The sequence below is a fragment of the Pseudomonas sp. LB3P81 genome (genome assembly GCF_054897965.1).
In genome coordinates this window covers 4,617,104-4,641,595 of the sequence record NZ_JBUBVG010000001.1, presented here as the reverse complement: position 1 = coordinate 4,641,595, position 24,492 = coordinate 4,617,104, and the positions used below count along the sequence as shown (strand labels likewise).

Genomic DNA, 24,492 nt, shown 5'->3' with positions numbered 1-24,492 from the left:
CGACGAAGCGACAGATTATGTCGAGCGGGCGACGATAACAACCGGTTCAGGACGTCTTCGCGGCGCTCGCCGACACCGTGACCTGAGGCGCCGGCTGCTCGGTGGGCGCGACCCGTGCGAGGTGCACGTTGACCCGACGGTTCTTCGCCCGATTGACCGCATTGGTGTTGGGTGCCAACGGATAACGCTCGCCGTGAAAGCGCACAGTAATCTGCGATTCCTGAAGACCGTTGGCCTTGAAGAACTCCATGACCGCCAGAGCCCGACGCCGCGAAAGGTCTCGATTGGCCAGGCGGTTGCCGCTGTTGTCGGAGTGGCCGTCGAGCTCGATGTGATTGACCGTCGGATCGGCCTTCATGAACTCCAGCATCACCTGCAGCTGAGCCTTGGCCTGCGCGTCGAGATCCAGGCCGTCGCCGGGAAAGCCGATCTGCGTTTGTTTGACCTGCTCGAAATTCTTCGGCAGCAGTTTCGCCACGCAGCCCTGATAATCGTTGAACGCCTTGCTGAACTTGACCGGCAACAGGCGCACTTCCGACACCCGGCCATCGCCCGAATAATGTCGAACGAGCGGGCTGCGCCCATCCATCAGACCGCTGATCAAGCGCCCGGCCTGAACTTGCGAGCTGTTGAACAGCACATTGCCGCTGCCGATCTGCACGGAACCGAGATTGATGTCGCCACGCCCTGGCTGCCAGGGTGCAGCGGCCGCCAACAAGGTCGCCGAGCCGCCGCCGACCATCGAGTTGTAGGCTTTCAGACGAAACGTCGCCTGCTCGCCAGCGCGACGCACGAACTCACCCGAACCGAAATCGGTGATCGGTTGAGTCAGGCGGCACTCGAACTTGTCCCCTTCGACCGTCCACTCGATGCTCTCCAGACGGGTCTGGAAAGTGAGCGCCATCGCGGGAAGGCTGGCAAACACACTGAGCAAGGCTAAATAACGCTGGCGCACGGGAGGCTCCACTGGCTTCTACAACAAAAAGACCGACACACATATGTTTACGGCATACCTGTTGGATATCGGAAGCTTCCCGCAAAACTTGATAGCGAGTGCCTGAGAGAGTCTTTTCCGGTAGCATTCCCTTCAGTTTGACCCGCCTGGAATCCCCTCATGTCCGACCGCCTGACCCTGCTGCGTCCCGACGACTGGCATATTCATCTTCGCGATGGAGCCGTGTTGACCAATACCGTTGCGGATGTCGCGCGCACCTTTGGTCGCGCCATCATCATGCCCAACCTGGTACCTCCGGTGCGTAACGCCGCTGAAGCCGACGGCTATCGCCAGCGGATTCTCGCTGCACGTCCGGCCGGCAGCCGTTTCGAACCGTTGATGGTGCTTTACCTGACCGACCGCACCCAGCCCGAAGAAATTCGTGAGGCCAAGGCCAGCGGTTTCATTCACGCCGCCAAGTTGTACCCGGCCGGAGCGACCACCAACTCGGACTCTGGCGTCACCAGCATCGACAAGATCTTCCCTGCACTTGAGGCCATGGCCGAAATCGGGATGCCTTTGTTGGTTCACGGTGAAGTCACCCGTGGCGATGTCGACGTGTTCGACCGCGAAAAATTCTTCATCGATGAGCATATGCGTCGTGTGGTCGAACGTTTCCCGACGCTCAAAGTGGTGTTCGAACACATCACCACCGCGGACGCCGTGCAGTTCGTCAACGAGGCTTCGGCCAACGTTGGCGCGACCATCACCGCGCATCACTTGCTGTACAACCGCAACCACATGCTGGTTGGCGGGATTCGGCCGCACTTCTATTGCCTGCCGATTCTCAAGCGCAATACGCACCAGGAAGCCTTGCTCGACGCCGCCACCAGCGGCAGCGACAAGTTCTTCCTCGGCACTGACTCGGCGCCACACGCCCAGCACGCCAAGGAAGCCGCTTGCGGTTGCGCCGGTTGCTACACCGCGTATGCGGCGATCGAGATGTACGCCGAAGCGTTCGAACAGCGCAATGCGCTGGACAAGCTCGAAGCCTTCGCCAGCCTTAACGGCCCGCGCTTCTATGGCCTGCCGGTGAACACCGATCGCATCACCCTGGTCCGCGAGGAGTGGACCGCCCCAACCAGCCTGCCATTTGGCGAGCTGACCGTTATCCCGCTGCGCGCCGGTGAAAAACTGCGCTGGCGCCTGCTGGAGGAACACGCGTGAGTGAAGACCATTTCGACGACGAACAGGACGGTCAAGGCGGCGGAGGTGGTCCACGCCACCCGATGGCAGCTCGATTCCGTGGATACCTGCCAGTCGTTGTCGACGTTGAAACCGGTGGTTTCAACTCTGCCACTGACGCCTTGCTGGAAATAGCCGCTACCACCATCGCCATGGATGAAAAGGGTTTTGTATACCCTGATCACACCTACTTCTTCCGCGTCGAGCCTTTTGAAGGCGCCAACATCGAAGCGGCAGCGCTGGAGTTCACCGGGATCAAACTCGATCACCCGCTGCGCATGGCGGTGAGTGAAGAAGCGGCGCTGACCGATATCTTCCGTGGCATCCGCAAGGCGTTGAAAGCCAACGGCTGCAAGCGGGCGATCCTGGTCGGGCACAACAGCAGTTTCGATCTGGGCTTCCTGAACGCGGCGGTTGCGCGCCTGGACATGAAGCGCAACCCGTTCCATCCGTTCTCCAGCTTCGACACGGCAACCCTCGCCGGCCTGGCCTACGGTCAAACCGTGCTGGCGAAAGCCTGTCAGGCCGCCGATATCGACTTCGACGGTCGCGAGGCCCACTCGGCTCGCTACGACACCGAAAAGACGGCGGAGCTGTTCTGCGGCATCGTCAATCGCTGGAAGCAAATGGGCGGCTGGGAAGACTACAACGACTGATCCGTTGCTGTTCTTGTGGCGAGGGAGCTTGCTCCCGCTGGACTGCGCAGCAGTCCCCTTCTTCTTAGGGATAAGGGGGGCCGCTTCGCTGCCCAGCGGGAGCAAGCTCCCTCGCCACAGGTTCAGTGTCGCGTTCCAGTGAGCAGCATTGGTTTCGTCGTCGGGTTTTATCCCGCCCACAAAAAAACCGGCCTCAACGGCCGGTTTTTTTATGCCTCGAACGCGCCTTACAGGGCAGCAGCGTTCTCGGTCAGGTAAGCCGCGACGCCTTCGGTCGAAGCGGTCATGCCTTTGTCGCCTTTTTTCCAGTTGGCAGGGCAGACTTCGCCGTGCTCTTCGTGGAATTGCAGAGCGTCGACCAGACGGATCAGCTCTTCGATGTTACGGCCCAGTGGCAGGTCGTTGATGATCTGCGAACGAACAACGCCTTTGTCGTCGATCAGGAATGCGCCACGGAAAGCCACGCCGCCTTCGGATTCAACGTCGTAGGCCTTGGCGATTTCGTGCTTCATGTCGGCAGCCATGGTGTAGCGAACTTCGCCGATGCCACCATTGTTCACCGGGGTGTTGCGCCAGGCGTTGTGAGTGAAGTGCGAGTCGATCGAAACGGCGACCACTTCAACGTTGCGTGCCTTGAAGTCGGACATGCGGTTGTCCAGAGCGATCAGCTCGGATGGGCAAACGAAAGTGAAGTCCAGTGGGTAGAAGAACACCAGGCCGTATTTGCCTTTGATAGCCGACGACAGGGTGAAGCTGTCGACGATTTCGCCATTGCCGAGTACGGCCGGTACGGTGAAGTCAGGGGCTTGCTTGCCTACGAGTACGCTCATTGAATATCTCCTGGTGTAAAAACGTGAAGTTCCGGGTTTGCGCCAGCCTGCCACCCTCAGGCGACAGCCCTGTGACACCCACCCGCTTCATAAGGACCGGCCATCATACACTGCGTTTTTGAGCTGTCCTCAACGGTTTTTCGCCGGCAGGTTAAATTGCTGCCGCCGCAGTTACTGGCAGATTGCCCAGAAGAAAACCGTTCGTCAGTCACGGCGCCTTATAACGCAAAGTTTTCAGAAACCACTTTGACAATCATTCTCGTTAACATTAAGATCCATCGCAATTGAGTCACAACCAGCGACGGTTCTCACTTATGTATGTCTGCCTCTGCACTGGCGTCACCGACGGACAAATCCGCGAAGCAATCTATGAAGGATGCTGCAGCTACAAGGAAGTCCGTCAGGCTACCGGCGTAGCCAGCCAATGCGGCAAATGCGCCTGCCTTGCCAAGGAAGTGGTGCGTGAAACCCTGACCAAATTGCAAACAGCCCAGGCTGCAATTCCTTTCCCTGTAGAATTTACTGCCGCGTAAATACCCTATTCCAAAGAACCGGACTTCATGTCCGGTTTTTTTATGCCTGAAATCAATTGGTTACGCTCTAGACGCGGAACACAAACATTCTTATTCCGATTAATTTTCACTTAAGTTTCAATAACTTAGGTTTGACACTGTTAGTTGTGCGGCTCAAACTCAGCTTTATAGACGGCTAATACAGGGCAGGACCCCATCATGAAAGGCGACGTTACAGTCATCCAGCATCTCAACAAGATCCTTGCCAATGAGCTGGTCGCGATCAATCAATATTTTCTGCATGCGCGCATGTATGAAGATTGGGGTCTGAACAAGCTCGGCAAGCACGAATACCACGAGTCCATCGACGAGATGAAACACGCGGACAAGCTGATCAAGCGCATCCTGTTCCTGGAAGGCCTGCCAAACGTGCAGGACCTGGGCAAGCTGCAGATCGGCGAACACACCCAGGAAATGCTTGAGTGCGACCTGCGTATCGAACGTACCGGCCACGCTGACCTGAAAGTCGCGATTGCTCATTGCGAGACTGTTGGCGATTTCGGAAGCCGTGAACTGCTTGAAGACATTCTCGAATCCGAAGAAGAACATATCGACTGGCTGGAAACCCAGCTGGGCCTGATCGATAAAGTCGGTCTTGAGAACTATCTGCAATCGCAGATGGGCGAAGAGTAGGAGCTGCCGAAGGCTGCGATCTTGGCGATTGCAGCGGCAACATTGCAGTAACTTCTTAAGTGAATAAAAAGCCCCGCTCCTCTTTCGAGGGGCGGGGCTTTTTAGTTGCTGAAGATCAAATGATCGCAGCCTCGTTTCACTCGACAGCTCCTACAGGGGAGCCAATCGTCTTAGGCTTCGGACTTGGTCGCAGCAGCCGCTTCAACAGCCGCTTTGATGGTGCTTTGCAGCGAACCGTCTGCAGCCATCTCGGTCATGATGTCGCTACCGCCGACCAGCTCACCACCGACCCACAGTTGTGGGAAAGTTGGCCAGTTGGCGTATTTTGGCAGGTTGGCGCGGATTTCCGGGTTCTGCAGGATGTCCACGTACGCAAACTTTTCACCACATGCCATCACGGCCTGCGCGGCTTTCGCGGAGAAGCCACACTGCGGGGCATTCGGCGAACCTTTCATGTAAAGCAGAATGGTGTTGTTAGCAATCTGCTCTTTAATCGTTTCGATGATATCCATGGAGCACCTCGGCTGAACTTTCCGACTCAAGGGTCGGCACGGTGGCGCATTGTAACGGAAACCCAAGCGCCATGCTCGGTCTCCCCGACAGACTCAGTCACGCTGCCGCCACGGTCACCGGCACACCGTTCAACGCCGCATTCCCCGACAACTCATCGAGCTGACACTCGTCGGTCAGGTCATTGGCGCTGGAACCCGGCTGGCCGCTGGCAATCGTCATCTGCACGCCGGGCCGCGCATGACCCCATCCGTGCGGCAGGCTGACCACGCCTTTCATCATATCCAGACTGCCCTGCACTTCCACTTCGATCATGCCGACCCGGGAACTGACCCGCACCCGCTGCCCATCGCTGAGCCCGCGGCTGGCGAGGTCGTCAGGATGCATCAGCAATTGATGACGCGGCTTGCCCTTCACCAGTCGGTGATAGTTGTGCATCCACGAGTTATTGCTGCGCACGTGACGACGGCCAATCATCAGCAGCTCATCGGCGGCCGGTGCTTGCAGCGCGGCGAAGCGAGCCAGGTCGGCAAGAATGGCCGTGGGGGCGGCCTGGACGCGTTGGTCAGCGGTTTTAAGGCGCGGAGCAAGGTTGGATTTCAGCGCACCAAGATCGACACCATGTGGATGATCGAACAACGTCGCCAGCGACAACTGATGCTCCGAGGCATCGCCATACAAGCCCATCCGCAAACCACGATCAATCATCTGTGCGGGTGGAATCGTCGGTTTCAGTTCCTTGCCGGTCTTCGCGGCAAAGGCCTTGGCCAGCCCGACGAAAATTTCCCAGTCGTGCAGCGCGCCTTCCGGTTTGGCCAGGATCGCGCGATTGAACCGGGTGACGTTGCGCACCGCGAACATGTTGAAGGTGGTGTCGTAATGATCGTTTTCCAGGGCCGATGTCGAGGGCAGAATCAGATCGGCGTAGCGCGTGGTTTCGTTGATGTACAGGTCGACACTGACCATGAACTCCAACCCGTCCAGCGCCTGTTCGAGTTGTCGGCCATTGGGCGTCGACAGCACCGGATTGCCGGCCACGGTGATCAGCGCGCGAACCTGCCCTTCCCCTTCGGTGAGCATCTCTTCGGCCAGCGCCGACACCGGCAACTCGCCGCTGTATTCCGGACGCCCGGACACGCGGCTCTGCCACAGGTTGAAATGCCCGCCCGACGTGGACGCCACCAGGTCCACCGCCGGCTCGGTGCATAACGCGCCGCCCACACGGTCGAGGTTGCCGGTGACCAGGTTGATCAGTTGCACCACCCAATGGCACAACGTACCGAACGCCTGGGTCGAGACACCCATGCGGCCGTAGCAGACCGCTGTCGGTGCCGCCGAGAAGTCCCGGGCCAGTTGGCGAATCTGCTCGGCCGGCACGGCGCACAGCGGGCTCATGGCCTCGGCAGTGAAACTGGCGACCGCCTCGCGCACCTCATCCAGACCGTCCACCGGCAGATGGCTGTCGCAGGTCAGGCCTTCGGCGAACAAGGTATTGAGCAGCCCGAACAACAGCGCCGCATCGCCACCGGGACGCACGAACAGATGCTGATCGGCCATCGCCGCCGTTTCGCTGCGGCGCGGGTCGACCACCACCACTTTGCCGCCCCGGGCCTGAATCGCCTTCAGGCGTTTTTCCACATCCGGCACAGTCATGATGCTGCCGTTGGAGGCCAGCGGATTGCCGCCGAGAATCAGCATGAAATCGGTGTGATCAATGTCCGGGATCGGCAACAACAAACCGTGGCCATACATCAAATGGCTGGTCAGGTGATGGGGTAACTGATCGACCGACGTCGCGGAGAACCGGTTGCGGGTTTTCAACAGCCCAAGGAAATAATTGCTGTGGGTCATCAGCCCGTAGTTGTGCACGCTGGGGTTGCCTTGATAAACCGCCACCGCGTTCTGCCCGTGCCGCGCCTGAATCCCGGCCAGGCGTTCGGCGACAAGGTTGAAGGCGTCGTCCCATTCGATAGGCTGCCATTCGCTGCCGACTCGCAGCATCGGCTGACGCAGACGGTCCGGATCGTTTTGTATGTCTTGCAGGGCGACAGCCTTGGGGCAGATGTGCCCGCGACTGAACGTATCCTGGGCGTCGCCCTTGATCGAGGTGATCTGCACATTGCCATCGGTCTCGGTGGTCTCGATGGTCAGGCCGCAGATGGCTTCACACAGGTGGCAGGCACGGTGATGGAGAGTCTTGGTCATGGCCAGTCTCTGTTTTGTTCTGGGCGGGCAATATCGGCCGCGGGATCAAAACTATGGCCCGTGCCCCGCCGCTGCGCCAGCGACGTTCGTCTTGTGAATCGGCGACCATCAGGCCAGCCGATGACCGCCCGGGATCAGTTCGGCGGAAGCCTCGGCGGCGCCTGCAACTGGATCTCCTGAATGGTTTCGATCTGCTCGTGGGCGACATGCACGCCCGTGAGTTCGCCGATCATTCGCCAGTGCTCGTCGAGCCCTGCGCTGACGGTGGCCATGCGATCGATCATCCGTCGGCCAGCGGCCTTGGTGACTTCGTCGTTGCTTCGCATGAGCTCGAAGGACATCGAGGTCATGGAAGCCGTGAGATGCGTCAGTGAGCGGGCCGTGAGGCCGAGTAGTTCCATGAGTTGCTGTTCTTTCGATTCCATTCCGAAGGCTTCCTGCGTCATTCGTGACATAGTTATAACCCAGCACATTGCATTAGCAAGTGTTTCAGACAAGGCACATTGCCATCAACGGTGTAGAGCAATGGGCCAGAAACCGACCGCCGCAGCGCCATCCCCGCCCCGCTTGATTGCAAAGCCCCGCGAGCCCGGTGTACAAATGACGGGCTGCTGTCAGGAAACCGGCTTCATACGCGCTACTGCAATCACCCCGTAGCCCTTCTGAAATCCCCTAAACACCGTAGCCTATTGGAAAAACGCGACATTTAATGTCAAGATCGCGCCTTCCCTATTTCGTCGCCCCGTGCGGCTTACGCCGCAGGTCTCGCCCGTTTTTCAATTAAACAAGGCTTTGAGTATCTGCGGTCTGTTGCAAAAAGGTAGTCAATGATGAGCGCAAGGCACTTTCTCTCCCTGATGGATTGCACGCCCGAAGAGCTGGTCAGCGTGATCCGTCGAGGCGTTGAGCTCAAAGACCTGCGTAACCGCGGCGTACTGTTCGAGCCTCTGAAAAACCGCGTGCTCGGGATGATTTTCGAGAAGTCCTCGACCCGCACCCGTATCTCGTTCGAAGCCGGCATGATCCAGCTCGGCGGCCAGGCGATCTTCCTGTCGCCGCGCGACACGCAACTGGGCCGTGGCGAGCCGATCGGCGACTGCGCCATCGTTATGTCGAGCATGCTCGACGCGGTGATGATCCGTACCTTTGCCCACAGCACCCTGACCGAATTCGCCGCCAACTCCCGCGTGCCGGTGATCAACGGCCTGTCCGATGACCTGCACCCGTGTCAGTTGCTGGCCGACATGCAAACCTTCCTCGAACATCGCGGCTCGATCCAGGGCAAGACCGTGGCCTGGATCGGCGATGGCAACAACATGTGCAACAGCTATATAGAAGCGGCGATCCAGTTCGACTTCCAGCTTCGCATCGCTTGCCCTGAAGGCTATGAACCCAACCCTGAATTCGTGGCCAAGGCCGGTGATCGGGTAACCATCGTTCGCGATCCGAAGGATGCCGTGCGCGGCGCACATCTGGTGAGCACCGACGTCTGGACCTCCATGGGCCAGGAAGAAGAAACCGCCAAGCGCCTGAAGCTGTTCTCGCCGTTCCAGGTCAACCGCGCGCTGCTGGATCTGGCCGCCGAGGACGTGCTGTTCATGCATTGCCTGCCGGCCCACCGTGGTGAGGAAATCAGCCTCGACCTGCTCGATGACCCGCGCTCCGTCGCCTGGGATCAAGCGGAAAACCGCCTCCACGCACAAAAGGCCCTGCTCGAGTTTCTCGTCGAGCCGGCGTATCACCACGCATGAGTCAGCCACTCCTGCTAAACCTGCGCAACCTCGCCTGCGGTTATCAAGACCAGCGTGTCGTGCAGAACCTCAACCTGCATTTGAATGCCGGCGACATCGGTTGCCTGCTTGGCTCTTCAGGCTGCGGCAAAACCACGACCCTGCGGGCGATTGCCGGTTTTGAACCGGTGCACGAAGGTGAAATCACCCTCGCGGGAGAGACGATCTCCAGCGCCGGTTTCACCCTCGCCCCGGAGAAACGCCGGATCGGCATGGTGTTCCAGGATTACGCCCTGTTTCCGCATTTGAGCGTGGCCGAGAACATCGCGTTCGGGATTCGCAAGCACCCGCAAAAGGACCGCGTTACCGAAGAGCTGCTGGAACTGGTCAACCTGAAAAACCTCGGCAAACGCTTTCCGCACGAGCTTTCCGGTGGTCAGCAACAGCGTGTCGCATTGGCCCGCGCCCTGGCGCCGGAACCGCAATTGCTGCTGCTGGATGAACCGTTTTCCAACCTCGACGGCGAACTGCGGCGCAAGCTCAGCCACGAAGTGCGCGACATCCTCAAGGCCCGTGGCACCAGCGCGATTCTGGTGACCCACGACCAGGAAGAAGCCTTTGCGGTCAGCGATCATGTGGGGGTTTTCAAGGAAGGTCGCCTGGAACAGTGGGACACGCCCTACAACCTCTATCACGAACCGCTGACGCCGTATGTGGCCAGTTTCATTGGCCAGGGTTACTTCATTCGCGGTCAGTTGAGCAGCCCGGAATCGGTGCAGACCGAGTTGGGTCAATTGCGCGGCAATCGTGCTTACACCTGGCCGGTTGGGGGCGCCGTGGACGTATTGTTGCGCCCGGACGATATCGTTTATGCACCGGACAGCGATTTGAAGGCGCGGATTGTCGGCAAATCGTTCCAGGGTGCGTCGACTCTGTATCGCTTGCAGATGCCCACCGGGGCCCTGCTGGAATCGATTTTCCCGAGCCATGCTGATCATCAGATCGGTGCGGAAGTTGGCATTCGGGTTGCCGCTGAACATCTGGTCTTGTTCCAGGCATCCGGCAGCACGGCGGCACAGATTCCGGCGGTTGAGTCCGGGGTCAGGCGTTACAGCAACGCTCACTGACGAAAGATCAAAAGATCGCAGCCTTCGGCAGCTCCTACAGGAGCACGCGTTCCATGTAGGAGCTGCCGAAGGCTCGGGCCGCGTTCGGACGATCTTTTGCTTCCTAACCCAGCATCAGCGTTCCGCTCGCAACGAGCGTCGCATTCCCGCCAATCTTCACCCGATCCCCTTCCAGCCGGCAGAACAACTCCCCGCCGCGTTTCGAACACTGATACGCCGTCAGACTCGACTTGCCCAAACGTTTCGACCAGTACGGAATCAGGCTGCAATGGGTCGATCCGGTCACCGGATCTTCATTGATACCAATCGCCGGCGCGAAGTACCGCGACACAAAATCATGCTTGCTGCCCTTGGCGGTAACGATAGCGCCCGGCCACGGCAGTTTGGCCAAGGCGACCATGTCGGGCTGACAATCGAGCACGGCCTGCTCCGACTCCAACACCACGAACAATTCATTTGAACCCAGCACATCGACGACTTCGACACCCAGGGCGCGTTCGACATCCAGTGTCACGCCCACTTCAGACGGTACGATTGCCGGGAAATCCAGCCATAGCCGCTCACCTTCGCGACTCACGCTCAACGAGCCGGATTTGCAGATGAAGTCCAGTCGCTCGACAGGTTCTTGATAGATTTCAAACAAAACATACGCGCTGGCCAGGGTGGCATGCCCACACAAAGGCACTTCGGTAGTCGGGGTAAACCAGCGGATGTGCCAGCCCTGCCCTTCACGCACCACAAAAGCGGTTTCGGCAAGGTTGTGCTCGGCGGCAATCTTCTGCATCAACTCATCGGCGAGCCAGGCATCGAGGCGATAGACCATCGCCGGGTTGCCACTGAACGGCTGATCACTGAACGCATCGACCTGATGAAATTCAAGCTGCATAACCTTCTCCCTGATTCAGGCGCGGCCGATATCGGCGAACTTGGCCTGGGTGTGTTCGGCCAGTACCGCGGGGGCCAGTTCCACTTCAAGACCCCGTCGACCGGCACTGACAAAAATGCTGGCGAAGGGCTGAGCCGAATTGTCGATAAAGGTGCGAAGACGCTTTTTCTGCCCCAGCGGGCTGATGCCACCTAATAGATAACCCGTCGAACGTTGCGCGGCGGCCGGGTCGGCCATTTCGACTTTTTTCACGCCGGCCGCATGAGCGAGGCCCTTCAAGTCCAGACTTCCGACGACCGGCACCACAGCCACCAGCAATTCCCCTTTCTCGCTGGCCGCCAGCAACGTCTTGAACACCTGCGCCGGGTCCAGACCCAGTTTTTCCGCGGCTTCCAGCCCATAGGACGCAGCCTTCGGATCATGTTCGTAACTGTGCACGCGATGTTCGGCACGAACTTTTTTCAACAAATCCAATGCGGGGGTCATGACAGCTCCAGACTGGGCGGCAGAGAAAAATACTGCGCTCGATTCTAGGTCATTGACTGCCAAAAGGCTCTATCACGCCTACGTTTCCACCGCGTTGTGCGGGTTATTACCGTTCGTCAGAGTTCGCCTCGCTGGCAAAACAAAACGATCATTCATGTGACTAATAGTTGCGATGTGACTGATAGTTCACTTTCGACCTTTGACAGCAGTGTTTCTTGTCTATATTTTTTCGAATCTGAATAATGTACGAAACGTCCTACCGCAGCACCCTGCAGTAAGCCAGGAACAGGATGGGGATCCTGCCCTGGTGAAAATCGCGCTTTGGCCATGACGAAAAAAGCGCCAGACAACAAAAACAAAGAGGTTTTCAATGACAACTGCTTTACAACAACCGTCGCTCTCCAGCCAATGCATGGCTGAGTTTCTGGGTACTGCACTGCTGATCTTTTTTGGTACCGGTTGCGTGGCCGCGCTCAAGGTCGCGGGTGCCAGCTTTGGCTTGTGGGAAATCAGCATCATCTGGGGCGTCGGCGTGAGCATGGCGATCTACTTGACCGCCGGGGTTTCGGGGGCTCATCTGAACCCTGCCGTCAGCATCGCCTTGAGCATTTTCGCCGACTTCGAGAAGCGCAAACTGCCGTTCTATATTCTTGCCCAGGTGGCTGGCGCGTTCTGCGGTGCCTTGTTGGTTTACACGCTGTACAGCAATCTCTTCTTCGATTACGAACAAACTCACCATATGGTTCGTGGCACCCAAGCCAGCCTCGAACTGGCTTCGGTGTTCTCAACGTTCCCCAATCCGGTCTTGTCCACCGCCCAGGCGTTCCTTGTTGAAGTGATCATCACCGCGATCCTGATGGGCGTGATCATGTCCCTGACCGACGACAACAACGGTCTGCCGAACGGGCCAATGGCACCGCTGCTGATCGGCCTGCTGATTGCGGTGATTGGCAGCTCGATGGGGCCGCTGACCGGCTTTGCAATGAACCCGGCGCGGGACTTCGGACCGAAACTGATGACTTTCTTCGCGGGCTGGGGTGAAATTTCCTTCACCGGTGGGCGCGATATCCCGTACTTCCTGATTCCGGTTTTTGCACCGATTGTCGGTGCCTGCCTCGGTGCTGCAGCGTATCGCGGGCTGATTGCCCGCCATCTGCCCAGCGCCATACCTGCTACAAAGGAAGCAACACCGGCCATTGACGGCAAACCAAGAACTTCTTGATACCGTAGGCGCGTGATCCTGCCCATTTGATCGCGCGCCTGACTTCACTCCCTTATTTCGTCCAAGGCAATCGACATGACCGACATTCAGAATAAGAACTACATCATTGCCCTCGATCAGGGTACGACCAGCTCCCGCGCGATCATTTTCGACCGCGACGCGAACGTGGTCTGCACCGCCCAGCGCGAATTCGCCCAGCATTACCCACAAGCCGGTTGGGTCGAACACGACCCGATGGAAATCTTCGCCACCCAAAGCGCCGTGATGGTCGAGGCCCTGGCGCAGGCCGGTCTGCATCACGACCAGGTGGCCGCCATCGGCATCACCAACCAGCGTGAAACCACCGTGGTCTGGGACAAGACCACCGGCCGCCCGATCTACAACGCGATCGTCTGGCAGTGCCGCCGCAGCACCGAGATCTGCCAGCAGCTCAAACGTGACGGCCACGAGCAATACATCAGCGACACCACCGGCCTGGTCACCGACCCGTACTTCTCCGGCACCAAACTCAAGTGGATCCTCGACAACGTCGAAGGCAGCCGTGAGCGTGCGCGCAAAGGCGAGCTGCTGTTCGGCACCGTCGACAGCTGGCTGATCTGGAAATTTACCGGCGGCAAGGTGCATGTCACCGACTACACCAACGCCTCGCGCACCATGCTCTTCAACATCCACACATTGCAGTGGGACGCGAAGATGCTGGAGGTGCTGGATATTCCGCGCGAGATGCTGCCGGAAGTTAAGTCCTCGTCGGAAATCTACGGCCATACCAAAAGCGGCATCGCCATTGGCGGTATCGCCGGCGACCAGCAGGCCGCCCTGTTCGGGCAGATGTGCGTCGAGCCAGGTCAGGCGAAAAACACCTACGGCACTGGCTGCTTCCTGCTGATGAACACTGGCGACAAAGCCGTGAAGTCCAAGCACGGCATGCTGACCACCATCGCATGCGGCCCGCGCGGCGAAGTGGCCTACGCGCTGGAAGGCGCGGTGTTCAACGGTGGTTCAACCGTTCAGTGGCTGCGTGACGAACTGAAGATCATCAACGACGCCCACGACACCGAATATTTCGCCAACAAGGTCAAGGACAGCAACGGCGTCTACCTGGTGCCGGCCTTCACCGGTCTGGGCGCTCCGTACTGGGACCCGTATGCCCGTGGCGCCCTGTTCGGCCTGACCCGCGGCGTACGCGTGGATCACATTATTCGTGCAGCGCTGGAGTCGATTGCCTACCAGACACGCGACGTGCTCGACGCCATGCAACAGGATTCCGGCGAACGCCTGAAAGCCCTGCGCGTGGATGGCGGTGCAGTGGCGAACAACTTCCTGATGCAGTTCCAGGCCGACATTCTCGGTACTCGGGTCGAGCGTCCGCAAATGCGCGAAACCACCGCACTCGGCGCGGCTTACCTCGCCGGCCTGGCGTGTGGCTTCTGGGGCAGCCTGGAAGAGCTGCGCGGCAAGGCCGTTATCGAACGCGAATTCGAACCGACGCTGGACGAAACCGCGAAGGAAAAACTCTACGCCGGCTGGAAAAAAGCGGTCAGCCGCACTCGTGATTGGGAACCTCATGAAGGCGCTGAATAAGCCAACGTAAGTACTCGTATCTGCATGTAACTGGTAGGGAGCAGATTCCTGCGGCATCATGGGCAAATTTTGCACGGCAGCCCAAAGGAAGCCCCATGAATCTGCCTCCCCGTCAGCAGCAAATCCTCGAACTGGTCCGCGAACGCGGCTATGTCAGCATCGAGGAAATGGCCACGCTGTTCGTCGTTACCCCGCAGACCATCCGCCGCGACATCAATCAGCTCGCGGAAGCCAATTTGTTGCGTCGCTACCATGGCGGCGCAGCCTACGATTCCAGTGTCGAAAACACCGCCTACGCCATGCGCGCCGATCAGATGCGCGATGAAAAGCAGCGTATCGGCGAAGCCATTGCTGCACAGATTCCCGATCATGCCTCGTTGTTTATCAACATCGGCACGACAACGGAATCGATTGCCCGGGCGCTGCTCAACCACAACCACCTGAAGATCATCACCAACAACCTGCACGTGGCTTCGATGCTCAGCGCCAAGGACGACTTCGACGTGCTGCTGACCGGCGGCAATGTGCGGCGTGACGGGGGTGTGGTCGGTCAGGCGAGTGTCGACTTCATTAACCAGTTCAAGGTCGATTTTGCGTTGGTTGGCATTAGCGGTATCGATGAAGACGGCAGCCTGCTGGACTTCGATTATCAGGAAGTGCGGGTGTCGCAAGCGATCATTGCCAATGCCCGACAGGTGATTCTCGCGGCGGACTCCAGCAAATTCGGGCGCAATGCCATGATTCGTTTGGGACCGATCAGTTTGATCGATTGCCTGGTGACGGATCAGCAGCCTGTGCCGGCGTTGGCGCAGTTGTTGAGTCAGCACAAGATTCGACTCGAAGTGGTTTAACCCTTTCGAAATCAGCGCGCTCCTCTGTGGCGAGGGAGCTTGCTCCCGCTCGGCTGCGCAGCAGACGCATATCAGACTATAAGTTTTTCCTGGAAAACCGCGTTCGCCGGTTTTAGGGCTGCTTCGCAGCCCAACGGGAGCAAGCTCCCTCGCCACAAAGGCACACCAATCGCCGTTTAATGTTCGAAAATTTTCCTTTACCCGCCCTTCGATCAGTATTTTCAATCGAAGTTGACTGGCTGCGCGCGGCTTTATGGGCTACCATTTTCGCAAATGAACATTCATGTTCGAATTCCAATACCGAAAATCAAAAGAGCCCGAGGCCAGCCGATGCCCACTTCTACCTTGCCTACGCCCCCTCTCGCTGAGGTCTACGACATTGCCGTCATCGGTGGCGGGATCAATGGCGTGGGGATCGCAGCGGATGCCGCCGGCCGCGGTCTCTCGGTATTCCTTTGTGAAAAGGACGATCTGGCCAGCCATACCTCGTCGGCCAGCAGCAAGCTGATCCACGGCGGCCTGCGCTACCTCGAACATTACGAATTCCGCTTGGTGCGCGAAGCCCTCGCCGAGCGTGAAGTGCTGCTGGCCAAGGCACCGCACATCGTCAAGCAAATGCGCTTCGTGCTTCCGCACCGCCCGCACCTGCGTCCCGCGTGGATGATCCGCGCCGGCCTGTTCCTTTATGACAACCTGGGCAAACGAGAAAAACTGGAAGGTTCGAAAAGCCTGAAGTTCGGCCCGGACAGCCCACTGAAAAGCGAAATCACCAAAGGCTTCGAGTACTCCGATTGCTGGGTCGACGATGCTCGCCTGGTGGTACTGAACGCCATGGCCGCCCGCGAGAAAGGCGCCCACGTTCACACCCAGACCCGTTGCGTCAGCGCTCGTCGCTCCAAAGGCCTGTGGCATCTGAACCTGGAACGCGCCGACGGCAGCCTGTTTTCGATTCGCGCCAAGGCACTGGTGAATGCGGCCGGTCCGTGGGTCGCCAAGTTCATTCGTGACGACCTGAAGATGGAATCGCCGTACGGCATCCGCCTGATCCAGGGCAGTCACCTGATCGTGCCGAAGCTGTACGAAGGCGAACACGCGCACATTCTGCAAAACGAAGATCAGCGCATCGTGTTCACCATCCCGTACCTGAACCACTTCACCCTGATCGGCACCACCGACCGCGAATACACCGGCGATCCGGCGAAGGTGGCGATTACCGAAGGTGAAACCGATTACCTGTTGAAAGTGGTCAACGCCCACTTCAAAAAGCAGATCAGCCGCGACGACATCCTGCACAGCTATTCCGGTGTTCGTCCGCTGTGCAACGACGAATCCGACAATCCGTCGGCCGTCACCCGCGACTACACCCTGGCCTTGTCGGGCACTGGAGAAGAAGCGCCATTGCTGTCGGTATTCGGTGGCAAGCTGACCACCTACCGCAAACTGGCCGAGTCGGCGCTGGCACAACTGGCGCCGTACTTCACGCACATCAAGCCGAGCTGGACCGCCACGGCGACCCTGCCGGGCGGCGAAGACATGACCACCCCGCAAGCGCTGAGCTCGCGCATTCGTGACCAGTTCGACTGGGTGCCGACTGAAATCGCCCGCCGTTGGGCCACCACCTACGGCAGCCGCACCTGGCGCATGCTCGAAGGCGTGCAGAACCTCGGCGATCTGGGTGAACACATTGGCGGCGGTCTCTACAGCCGCGAAGTCGATTACCTGTGCCGCGAAGAATGGGCAACTACGGCGCACGACATTCTGTGGCGCCGCAGCAAGCTCGGTTTGTTCACCAAGGCGGCCGAGCAACAGAAACTCGCGGAATACCTGAGCAAGGTCGAGCAGAACCGCAGCAAGATCGAAGCGGCCTGATCGGGAATCCGGTTAAGAAAAAGCCCCTGAATCTCAGAATTCAGGGGCTTTTTGCATTCTGAGTTACACCACAACTCCTGTGGGAGCGGGCTTGCTCGCGAAAGCGGTATGTCAGCCAACATCAATGTGGCTGAAAGGCCGCCTTCGCGAGCAAGCCCGCTCCCACAGGGGAATGTGTTCACAGCCGAGGATTGCATTCGGTTTTCCGAACGCGACCTGCCGGTTGATTCGGTTAACCGGATTTCTGATTGACATAAATCACATCAAAAATAATATATATCGTTATAAATCAATATGTTGACCCGTCACACCTAGCCTGGCACGAGTCATGCTCTACACTCTTGGACGAATGTAGTGTCGTGCCCACCCTTCAGGTGCCGCCACGCATCCGAAGCACGAAAAGGGCCGATGAACTGGCTCCATATAAAAACAATGTCGAGGAAAATTTGATGCGCATCGTTCCCCATATCCTGGGCGCAGCCATTGCTGCCGCTCTGATTACCACTCCAGTTTTCGCTGCCGAACTCACCGGCACACTGAAGAAGATCAAAGAGTCCGGTGTCATCACCCTCGGGCATCGTGACGCTTCCATTCCGTTTTCCTACATCGCGGACGCGTCCGGCAAACCGGTTGGCTACTCCCACGATATCCAGCTGAAAATCGTTGAAGCCATCAAGAAAGACCTGGACATGCCGAACCTACAGGTCAAATACAACCTGGTGACCTCGCAAACCCGTATCCCGCTGGTGCAGAACGGCACCGTGGACGTCGAGTGCGGCTCCACCACCAACAACGTAGAACGTCAGCAGCAAGTTGACTTCTCCGTCGGCATTTTCGAAATCGGCACCAAGCTGCTGGCCAAGAAAGATTCGCCGTACAAAGACTTCGCCGATCTGAAAGGCAAGAACGTCGTGACCACCGCCGGCACCACGTCCGAGCGTATCCTCAAGTCGATGAACGCCGACAAGCAGATGGGCATGAACGTTATCTCTGCCAAAGACCATGGCGAGTCTTTCAACATGCTGGAATCGGGTCGCGCCGTTGCCTTCATGATGGACGATGCCTTGCTGGCCGGTGAAATGGCCAAGGCCAAGCAGCCGACTGCCTGGGCCGTAACGGGCACTGCACAGTCCTACGAAATCTACGGCTGCATGGTCCGCAAGGGCGACGAGCCGTTCAAGAAGGCTGTGGATGACGCGATCGTCGCCACCTACAAGTCCGGTGAGATCAACAAGATCTACGAAAAATGGTTCATGCAGCCAATCCCGCCTAAAGGCCTGAACCTGATGTTCCCGATGAGCGACGAGCTCAAGGCTCTGATCGCCAATCCGACCGATAAAGCGGCTGACGACAAGAAGTCCTGATTTCTGACTAACCTTACCTCCTGCAAGGGCCGCTGCCCTTCCAGGAGGTTGTCACTCCCTGCTGGCATTTTTGGAAACACTCGAACCGGTGGCTGTCGAGCCGCTCGTGTGTGCCTGACCGTCAAGGTTAGGGCGGGAACGGAGCTTCCCCAGGCGGGCACTTGTACATCGATCGAATCCGAGGGGAGACCCTAATGAATTACAACTGGGACTGGGGCGTGTTCTTCAAGTCCACCGGTGTGGGCAGCGAGATTTATTTCGACTGGTACCTCTCCGGTTTGGGCTGGACCATCGCCATCGCCATCGTGGCCTGGATCATCGCCCTGACGCTGGGCTCGATTCTGGGCGTCATGCGCACCGTACCAAATCGCATCGTATCGGGCATCGCGACCTGCTACGTCGAACTCTTTCGTAACGTGCCGCTGCTGGTTCAGCTGTTCATCTGGTACTTCCTGGTGCCCGACCTGCTGCCGCAAAACCTGCAGGACTGGTACAAGCAGGACCTGAACCCGACCACCTCGGCTTTCCTCAGCGTTGTTGTCTGCCTCGGCCTGTTCACCACCGCTCGCGTTTGCGAACAAGTGCGCACCGGTATCCAGGCGCTGCCCAAAGGCCAGGAATCCGCCGCTCGCGCCATGGGCTTCAAGCTGCCGCAGATCTACTGGAACGTGCTGCTGCCCCAGGCTTACCGGATCATCATTCCGCCGCTCACTTCGGAATTCTTGAACGTGTTCAAGAACACCTCCGTCGCCTCGCTGATTGGTTTGATGGAGCTACTCGCACAGACCAAGCAAACCGCTGAGTTCTCCGCGAACCTGTTCGAAGCCTTTACCCTGGCGACGCTGATCTACTTCACCCTGAACATGAGCCTGATGCTGCTGATGCGTATGGTCGAGAAGAAAGTCGCCGTGCCGGGCCTGATCTCCGTAGGGGGTAAATGATGGAATTCGACTTCTCGGGCATCATCCCGTCCCTGCCGGGCTTGTGGAACGGCATGGTCATGACCCTGCAACTGATGGCGCTGGGCGTTGCCGGCGGGATCATCCTCGGCACGATCCTCGCGCTGATGCGCCTGTCCCACAGCAAACTGCTGTCGAACATTGCCGGCGCCTACGTCAACTATTTCCGCTCGATCCCGCTGCTGCTGGTCATTACCTGGTTCTACCTGGCGGTGCCGTTCGTGCTGCGCTGGATCACCGGCGAAGACACTCCGATCGGCGCGTTCACTTCGTGCATCGTGGCGTTCATGATGTTTGAAGCGGCGTACTTCTGCGAAATCGTCCGCGCCGGCGTTCAGTCCATTCCCAAGGGTCAGATGGGCGCTGCCCAGGCCCTGGGCATGAATTACGGCCAGATGATGCGTTTGATCATCCTGCCGCAAGCGTTCCGCAAGATGACCCCGCTGCTGCTGCAACAGAGCATCATCCTGTTTCAGGATACCTCGCTGGTCTACGCGGTCGGTCTGGTGGACTTCCTCAACGCCTCGCGTGCCAGTGGCGACATCATCGGTCGCTCCAATGAGTTCCTGATCTTCGCAGGTCTCACGTACTTCACAATCAGCTTTGCCGCCTCGCTGCTGGTCAAGCGTCTGCAAAAAAGGTTTGCCGTATGATCTCTATCAAGAATGTCAACAAGTGGTATGGCGACTTCCAGGTACTGACTGACTGCAGCACCGAGGTCAAAAAAGGCGAAGTGATCGTGGTTTGCGGCCCGTCCGGCTCCGGCAAATCCACCCTGATCAAATGCGTCAACGCGCTGGAACCGTTCCAGAAAGGCGACGTGGTGGTCGATGGCACGTCCATCGCCGACCCGAAGACCAACCTGCCGAAACTGCGTTCGCGCGTCGGCATGGTGTTCCAGCATTTCGAACTGTTCCCGCACCTGACCATCACCGAAAACCTGACCATCGCGCAGATCAAGGTGTTGGGCCGCAGCAAGGAAGAAGCCACCAAGAAAGGCCTGCAACTGCTTGAGCGTGTCGGCCTTTCGGCGCACGCCCACAAGCATCCGGGCCAGCTCTCCGGTGGTCAGCAACAGCGCGTGGCGATTGCCCGTGCGCTGGCGATGGACCCGATCGTCATGCTGTTCGACGAACCGACCTCGGCGCTCGACCCTGAGATGGTCAACGAAGTGCTCGACGTGATGGTGCAACTGGCCCACGAAGGCATGACCATGATGTGCGTAACCCACGAAATGGGCTTCGCCCGTAAAGTGGCGGATCGGGTGATCTTCATGGACCAGGGCAAGATCATCGAAGACTGCCAGAAAGAGGAATTCTTCGGCGACATCAGTGCCCGCGCCGACCGTACCCAGCACTTCCTCAACAAGATTCTGCAGCACTAAAACGGTACTGGTTTTCCCTTGTGGCGAGGGAGCTTGCTCCCGCTGGGTCGCGCAGCGGCCCCAAAACCTGCAAATGCATGTATCTGACACACCGCATTTACCGGTTTTACGACTGCTTCGCAGCCGAGCGGGAGCAAGCTCCCTCGCCACAAGTTTCGTGTTCGACTGGAAACCAGAGCAAGCCCGTTGCCAAGCTGGTTGACCCAAGGCATCTGTGATGAAATGCGACACCACTCTCTATCGCGCCGCGCCGCCATCACTCGCCGTGAAACCCCGTCTGATTCGTCATCTGTTCCTGCCGCCGCTGATCATCGCCCTGATGATCGGATTGGGTTACGTCGGCTTCTGGGTCAGTGAACACTACGGGATCCGCAGCCTCAGCGAGAACGGCCAGCGTCAGCTTGAACTGCACGCTCGCGCTGTCGAGAGCGAGATCAGCAAGTACACCTATCTGCCCAGCCTGCTGGAACTTGAATCCAGTGTGTCCAGGCTGATGGCCGACCCGTCGCCGGAACACCGGCAAACGGTCAATGAATACCTCGAAGGCCTGAACCGGCGCAGCCGCAGTCGGGCCATCTACGTGATGGACACTACCGGCCGCGTCATGGCCACTAGCAACTGGCGCGATGTCGACAGTTACCTCGGTGAAGACCTGTCCTTCCGCGCCTACTTCCAGAACGCCGTTCGCGGCGAGCCGGGGCGCTTTTATGGCATCGGCAGCACCAGCGGCGAACCCGGTTATTACCTGGCCCATGGCCTGGAAGAACACGGCAAGATCATCGGCGTCGCCGTGGTCAAAGTCCGCCTCGAAGCGATGGAAGAACGCTGGCAACGGGCGCGCCTGGAAGCCTTCGTCAGCGATGAAAACGGCATCATCATTCTGTCCAGCGATCCGGCGCGACGGCTCAAATCAGTGGTTCCGTTAAGCGACGAAACCAAAGAAAAACTCGCGCGCAGCCTTCAGTACTACTGGTTTCCGCTAAACGAACTGCAACCGCTGGCCCGGGAAAAACTGGCCGAAGGCGAGGAAAAGCTGACCTTCCCGGCCAACAGCGAAGTGGAGTCCGACCAGGAGAACATCAGCTACCTCTCGCAAACCCGGCCCTTGAGCGACACCCCGTGGAATTTCACCCTGCTCACGCCGTTGCAGGATTTGCGCCGCGAAGCGATCAATCAGGGGATTCTGGTCGCCGTGGCGTTTGCCCTCGTGGCGTTCCTGCTGATCGCCTGGAACGAGCGCCGCAAGGTGATCGCCACCCGCCTCGCCGCCCGGGAAGCCCTGCAGGAAGCCAACAATCAACTGGAGCGTCGGATTACCGAACGCACCACCGACCTGCGCGCCAGCAACGAACGGCTCAAGGGCCAGATCCGCGAACGCCGTCAGGCCGAAGAGACCTTGCGCCGGGCCCAGGATGAACTGGTGCAGGCCGGCAAACTCGCGGCCATCGGCCAGATGTCCACCAGCATCGCCCACGAATTGAACCAGCCACTGGCCGCGCTGCGCACCTTGTCCGGCAACACCGTGCGCTTTCTGGAGCGTGGCCAGCTGGACGTGGCCAGCACCAACCTCAAGACCATCAACGACCTGATCGACCGCATGGGCCGGATCACCGCCAGCCTGCGTTCCTTCGCCCGACGGGGTGACGACAAGGGCCAAGCCTGCCTCGGCAAAGCGGTCGACGCTGCTCTGCAACTGCTCGGTGGGCGAGTCGAAAGTGTTCATCTGCAATTGCATCGCGAATTCGCCGATGTGCAGGTGCAGATCGACCAGACACGCCTGGAGCAGATTCTGGTCAACCTGATCGGCAACGCCCTCGACGCCATGCAAGCCCAACCCTTGCCGGAGCTGTGGCTCGAAGGCGAGGAGTTCGACGGCAAATATCGCCTGCGGGTACGCGACAACGGTCACGGCATCGACGCCGAAGCGCGCAAGCATCTGTTCGAACCGTTCTTCACCACCAAACCCGGCGAGCAGGGCCTGGGCCTCGGCCTGACTTTGTCCGCCAGCCTTGCCGCCGCGACGGGCGGACATTTGGGTGTCGAACACCCAGCCAGCGGTGGTACCACCTTCGTCCTCAGTTTACCGTTGGTAAGCCCTACTCCTGCCGAGCCAATATGAACAACGACCTTAGTGTGCTGATCGTCGAAGACGACCCCCATGTGCTGCTCGGCTGCCAACAGGCGCTGACCCTGGAAGACATTCCCTGCGTCGGCGTGGGCAGCGCCGAAGAAGCGCTGGAGCGGGTCGGCGACAACTTTGCCGGCATTGTCATCAGCGACATCCGTCTGCCGGGCATTGATGGCCTCGAACTGCTGACCCGGCTCAAGGCTCGCGATCGCAGCCTGCCGGTGGTGTTGATTACCGGTCACGGCGACATCTCCATGGCCGTCGGTGCGATGCAAAAAGGCGCCTATGACTTCATGGAGAAACCCTTCTCCCCGGAACGGCTGGTGGATGTTGCACGGCGCGCGCTGGAGCAACGCAGCCTGGCGCGGGAAGTCTCTTCGTTGCGCCGGCAACTGGCGGAGCGGGATTCTCTGGAAGGACGGATCATCGGCCGCTCACCAGCGATGCAGAACCTGCGGGAACTGATCGCCAATGTCGCCGACACCTCGGCCAATGTGCTGATCGAAGGCGAGACCGGCACCGGTAAAGAACTGGTTGCGCGTTGCCTGCACGATTTCAGTCGGCGGCACACCAAGCAGTTCGTTGCGCTGAACTGTGGCGGTCTGCCGGAAAACCTGTTCGAAAGCGAAATCTTCGGCCACGAAGCCAACGCGTTCACCGGTGCCGGCAAGCGGCGGATCGGCAAGATCGAACACGCCGACGGCGGTACGCTGTTCCTCGACGAAGTGGAAAGCATGCCGCTGCCGTTGCAGATCAAACTGCTGCGGGTGTTGCAGGAACGCACCCTCGAACGCCTCGGCTCGAACCAGAGTGTGGCGGTGGATTGCCGGGTGATCGCGGCGACCAAGTCCGACCTCGACGAGTCGAGCAAGGCGGGTGAGTTTCGCAGCGACCTGTATTACCGCCTGAACGTGGTGACCCTGGAATTGCCGCCGCTGCGCGAACGTCGCGAAGACATCCTGCAACTGTTCGAACATTTCCTGCAGCAGTCATCACTGCGCTTCGACCGTACCGCGCCGGATCTGGACAACCAGACCCTGTCGAACCTAATGAGCCATGACTGGCCGGGCAACGTGCGCGAACTGCGCAACGTCGCCGAGCGTTTTGCCCTCGGTCTGCCGGCCTTCAAGAAATCCGGCGCCAGCGGCAGCAATCAGGGCCTGGCCTTCGCCGAAGCGGTGGAAGCCTTCGAACGCAACCTGCTCGGCGACGCCTTGCAACGTAGCGGCGGCAACCTGACCCAGGCCAGCCTGGAATTGGGGATGGCCAAGACCACCCTGTTCGACAAAGTGAAGAAGTACGGGCTGGCCCACTGATGGA

The 24,492-nt window shown here is 59.0% G+C and carries 23 protein-coding genes; 16 read left to right on the top strand and 7 right to left on the bottom strand.

What is annotated here, in order from left to right:
* Positions 1-46: 46 nt before the first annotated feature.
* Positions 47-955: a flagellar protein MotY gene (locus ACYZTL_RS21535; protein ID WP_461953430.1), complete on the bottom strand. Its 909-nt coding sequence runs from the start codon at positions 953-955 to the stop codon at positions 47-49.
* Between the two features lie 159 nt (positions 956-1,114).
* Here ACYZTL_RS21535 and pyrC point away from each other — a divergent pair, with 159 nt between their 5' ends.
* Entirely contained in the window at positions 1,115-2,161 is a 1,047-nt protein-coding gene (gene pyrC, locus ACYZTL_RS21530; protein ID WP_461953429.1) for a dihydroorotase, read from the top strand.
* Positions 2,158-2,835 (top strand): ribonuclease T, encoded by a 678-nt coding sequence (rnt, locus tag ACYZTL_RS21525; RefSeq protein ID WP_007938919.1) that lies wholly within the window; start codon positions 2,158-2,160, stop codon positions 2,833-2,835. Before pyrC ends, rnt begins: the two co-directional genes overlap by 4 nt.
* Positions 2,836-3,062: 227 nt before the next feature.
* Here rnt and ACYZTL_RS21520 read toward each other — a convergent pair whose 3' ends face one another.
* On the bottom strand, positions 3,063-3,665 hold the full coding sequence (locus ACYZTL_RS21520) for a peroxiredoxin C (protein WP_461953428.1): 603 nt from the start codon (positions 3,663-3,665) through the stop codon (positions 3,063-3,065).
* 314 nt (positions 3,666-3,979) lie between these two features.
* Between ACYZTL_RS21520 and ACYZTL_RS21515 the strand changes: the two genes are divergently transcribed.
* A complete protein-coding gene (locus tag ACYZTL_RS21515; protein WP_008032160.1) occupies positions 3,980-4,198 on the top strand; it encodes a bacterioferritin-associated ferredoxin in 219 nt (72 codons plus the stop codon).
* A 198-nt stretch (positions 4,199-4,396) separates the two neighbouring features.
* A complete protein-coding gene (bfr, locus tag ACYZTL_RS21510; protein ID WP_008155586.1) occupies positions 4,397-4,870 on the top strand; it encodes a bacterioferritin in 474 nt (157 codons plus the stop codon).
* A gap of 170 nt (positions 4,871-5,040) precedes the next feature.
* Here the strand turns inward: bfr and grxD are convergent, their stop codons facing one another.
* The 3 genes from grxD to ACYZTL_RS21495 all read right to left on the bottom strand — a co-directional run bounded on the left by grxD (position 5,041) and on the right by ACYZTL_RS21495 (position 8,010).
* Entirely contained in the window at positions 5,041-5,382 is a 342-nt protein-coding gene (gene grxD / locus ACYZTL_RS21505; RefSeq protein WP_150631199.1) for a Grx4 family monothiol glutaredoxin, read from the bottom strand.
* A gap of 97 nt (positions 5,383-5,479) precedes the next feature.
* On the bottom strand, positions 5,480-7,585 hold the full coding sequence (locus tag ACYZTL_RS21500) for a molybdopterin oxidoreductase family protein (RefSeq protein ID WP_461953427.1): 2,106 nt from the start codon (positions 7,583-7,585) through the stop codon (positions 5,480-5,482).
* A 134-nt stretch (positions 7,586-7,719) separates the two neighbouring features.
* Complete coding sequence (locus ACYZTL_RS21495; RefSeq protein WP_461953426.1) at positions 7,720-8,010, bottom strand: hypothetical protein; 291 nt, start codon at positions 8,008-8,010, stop codon at positions 7,720-7,722.
* Positions 8,011-8,415: 405 nt separating this feature from the next.
* Here ACYZTL_RS21495 and argF point away from each other — a divergent pair, with 405 nt between their 5' ends.
* Both argF and ACYZTL_RS21485 read left to right on the top strand, forming a co-directional pair.
* Positions 8,416-9,336 carry an ornithine carbamoyltransferase gene (gene argF, locus ACYZTL_RS21490; protein ID WP_461953425.1) on the top strand — a complete coding sequence of 307 codons (921 nt, stop codon included), beginning with the start codon at positions 8,416-8,418 and terminating at the stop codon, positions 9,334-9,336.
* Positions 9,333-10,442, top strand: coding sequence for an ABC transporter ATP-binding protein (locus ACYZTL_RS21485; protein WP_461953424.1), 1,110 nt, complete (start codon positions 9,333-9,335; stop codon positions 10,440-10,442). The genes argF and ACYZTL_RS21485 overlap by 4 nt, the downstream gene beginning before the upstream one ends.
* Positions 10,443-10,545: 103 nt before the next feature.
* On the opposite strand, the gene ACYZTL_RS21480 is transcribed toward ACYZTL_RS21485, so the two are convergent.
* Together ACYZTL_RS21480 and ybaK are read right to left on the bottom strand one after the other, a co-directional pair.
* The gene (locus ACYZTL_RS21480; protein WP_461953423.1) at positions 10,546-11,328 is read right to left on the bottom strand and encodes a PhzF family phenazine biosynthesis protein; all 783 of its coding nucleotides are present in this window, start codon (positions 11,326-11,328) and stop codon (positions 10,546-10,548) included.
* Between the two features lie 15 nt (positions 11,329-11,343).
* Positions 11,344-11,814, bottom strand: coding sequence for a Cys-tRNA(Pro) deacylase (gene ybaK, locus ACYZTL_RS21475; RefSeq protein ID WP_007971306.1), 471 nt, complete (start codon positions 11,812-11,814; stop codon positions 11,344-11,346).
* 370 nt (positions 11,815-12,184) lie between these two features.
* Between ybaK and ACYZTL_RS21470 the strand changes: the two genes are divergently transcribed.
* The 10 genes from ACYZTL_RS21470 to aauR all read left to right on the top strand — a co-directional run bounded on the left by ACYZTL_RS21470 (position 12,185) and on the right by aauR (position 24,488).
* Positions 12,185-13,036, top strand: a complete 852-nt coding sequence (locus ACYZTL_RS21470; protein WP_461953422.1) for an MIP/aquaporin family protein — start codon at positions 12,185-12,187, stop codon at positions 13,034-13,036.
* Positions 13,037-13,111: 75 nt separating this feature from the next.
* A complete protein-coding gene (glpK, locus tag ACYZTL_RS21465) occupies positions 13,112-14,617 on the top strand; it encodes a glycerol kinase GlpK (protein WP_461953421.1) in 1,506 nt (501 codons plus the stop codon).
* A 95-nt stretch (positions 14,618-14,712) separates the two neighbouring features.
* The gene (locus tag ACYZTL_RS21460) at positions 14,713-15,468 is read left to right on the top strand and encodes a DeoR/GlpR family transcriptional regulator (protein WP_007916700.1); all 756 of its coding nucleotides are present in this window, start codon (positions 14,713-14,715) and stop codon (positions 15,466-15,468) included.
* 330 nt (positions 15,469-15,798) lie between these two features.
* Positions 15,799-17,337 (top strand): glycerol-3-phosphate dehydrogenase, encoded by a 1,539-nt coding sequence (glpD, locus tag ACYZTL_RS21455; RefSeq protein ID WP_461953420.1) that lies wholly within the window; start codon positions 15,799-15,801, stop codon positions 17,335-17,337.
* Positions 17,338-17,786: 449 nt separating this feature from the next.
* A complete protein-coding gene (locus ACYZTL_RS21450) occupies positions 17,787-18,701 on the top strand; it encodes a glutamate/aspartate ABC transporter substrate-binding protein (RefSeq protein ID WP_461953419.1) in 915 nt (304 codons plus the stop codon).
* Between the two features lie 194 nt (positions 18,702-18,895).
* A complete protein-coding gene (locus ACYZTL_RS21445) occupies positions 18,896-19,642 on the top strand; it encodes an amino acid ABC transporter permease (RefSeq protein ID WP_461953418.1) in 747 nt (248 codons plus the stop codon).
* The gene (locus ACYZTL_RS21440) at positions 19,642-20,313 is read left to right on the top strand and encodes an amino acid ABC transporter permease (protein WP_461953417.1); all 672 of its coding nucleotides are present in this window, start codon (positions 19,642-19,644) and stop codon (positions 20,311-20,313) included. The genes ACYZTL_RS21445 and ACYZTL_RS21440 overlap by 1 nt, the downstream gene beginning before the upstream one ends.
* Positions 20,310-21,044 (top strand): amino acid ABC transporter ATP-binding protein, encoded by a 735-nt coding sequence (locus ACYZTL_RS21435; protein ID WP_461953416.1) that lies wholly within the window; start codon positions 20,310-20,312, stop codon positions 21,042-21,044. The genes ACYZTL_RS21440 and ACYZTL_RS21435 overlap by 4 nt, the downstream gene beginning before the upstream one ends.
* Positions 21,045-21,261: 217 nt before the next feature.
* A complete protein-coding gene (gene aauS / locus ACYZTL_RS21430) occupies positions 21,262-23,163 on the top strand; it encodes a two-component sensor histidine kinase AauS (protein WP_461953415.1) in 1,902 nt (633 codons plus the stop codon).
* Complete coding sequence (aauR, locus tag ACYZTL_RS21425; protein ID WP_461953414.1) at positions 23,160-24,488, top strand: two-component response regulator AauR; 1,329 nt, start codon at positions 23,160-23,162, stop codon at positions 24,486-24,488. The genes aauS and aauR overlap by 4 nt, the downstream gene beginning before the upstream one ends.
* The last annotated feature ends 4 nt before the right edge of the window (positions 24,489-24,492 follow it).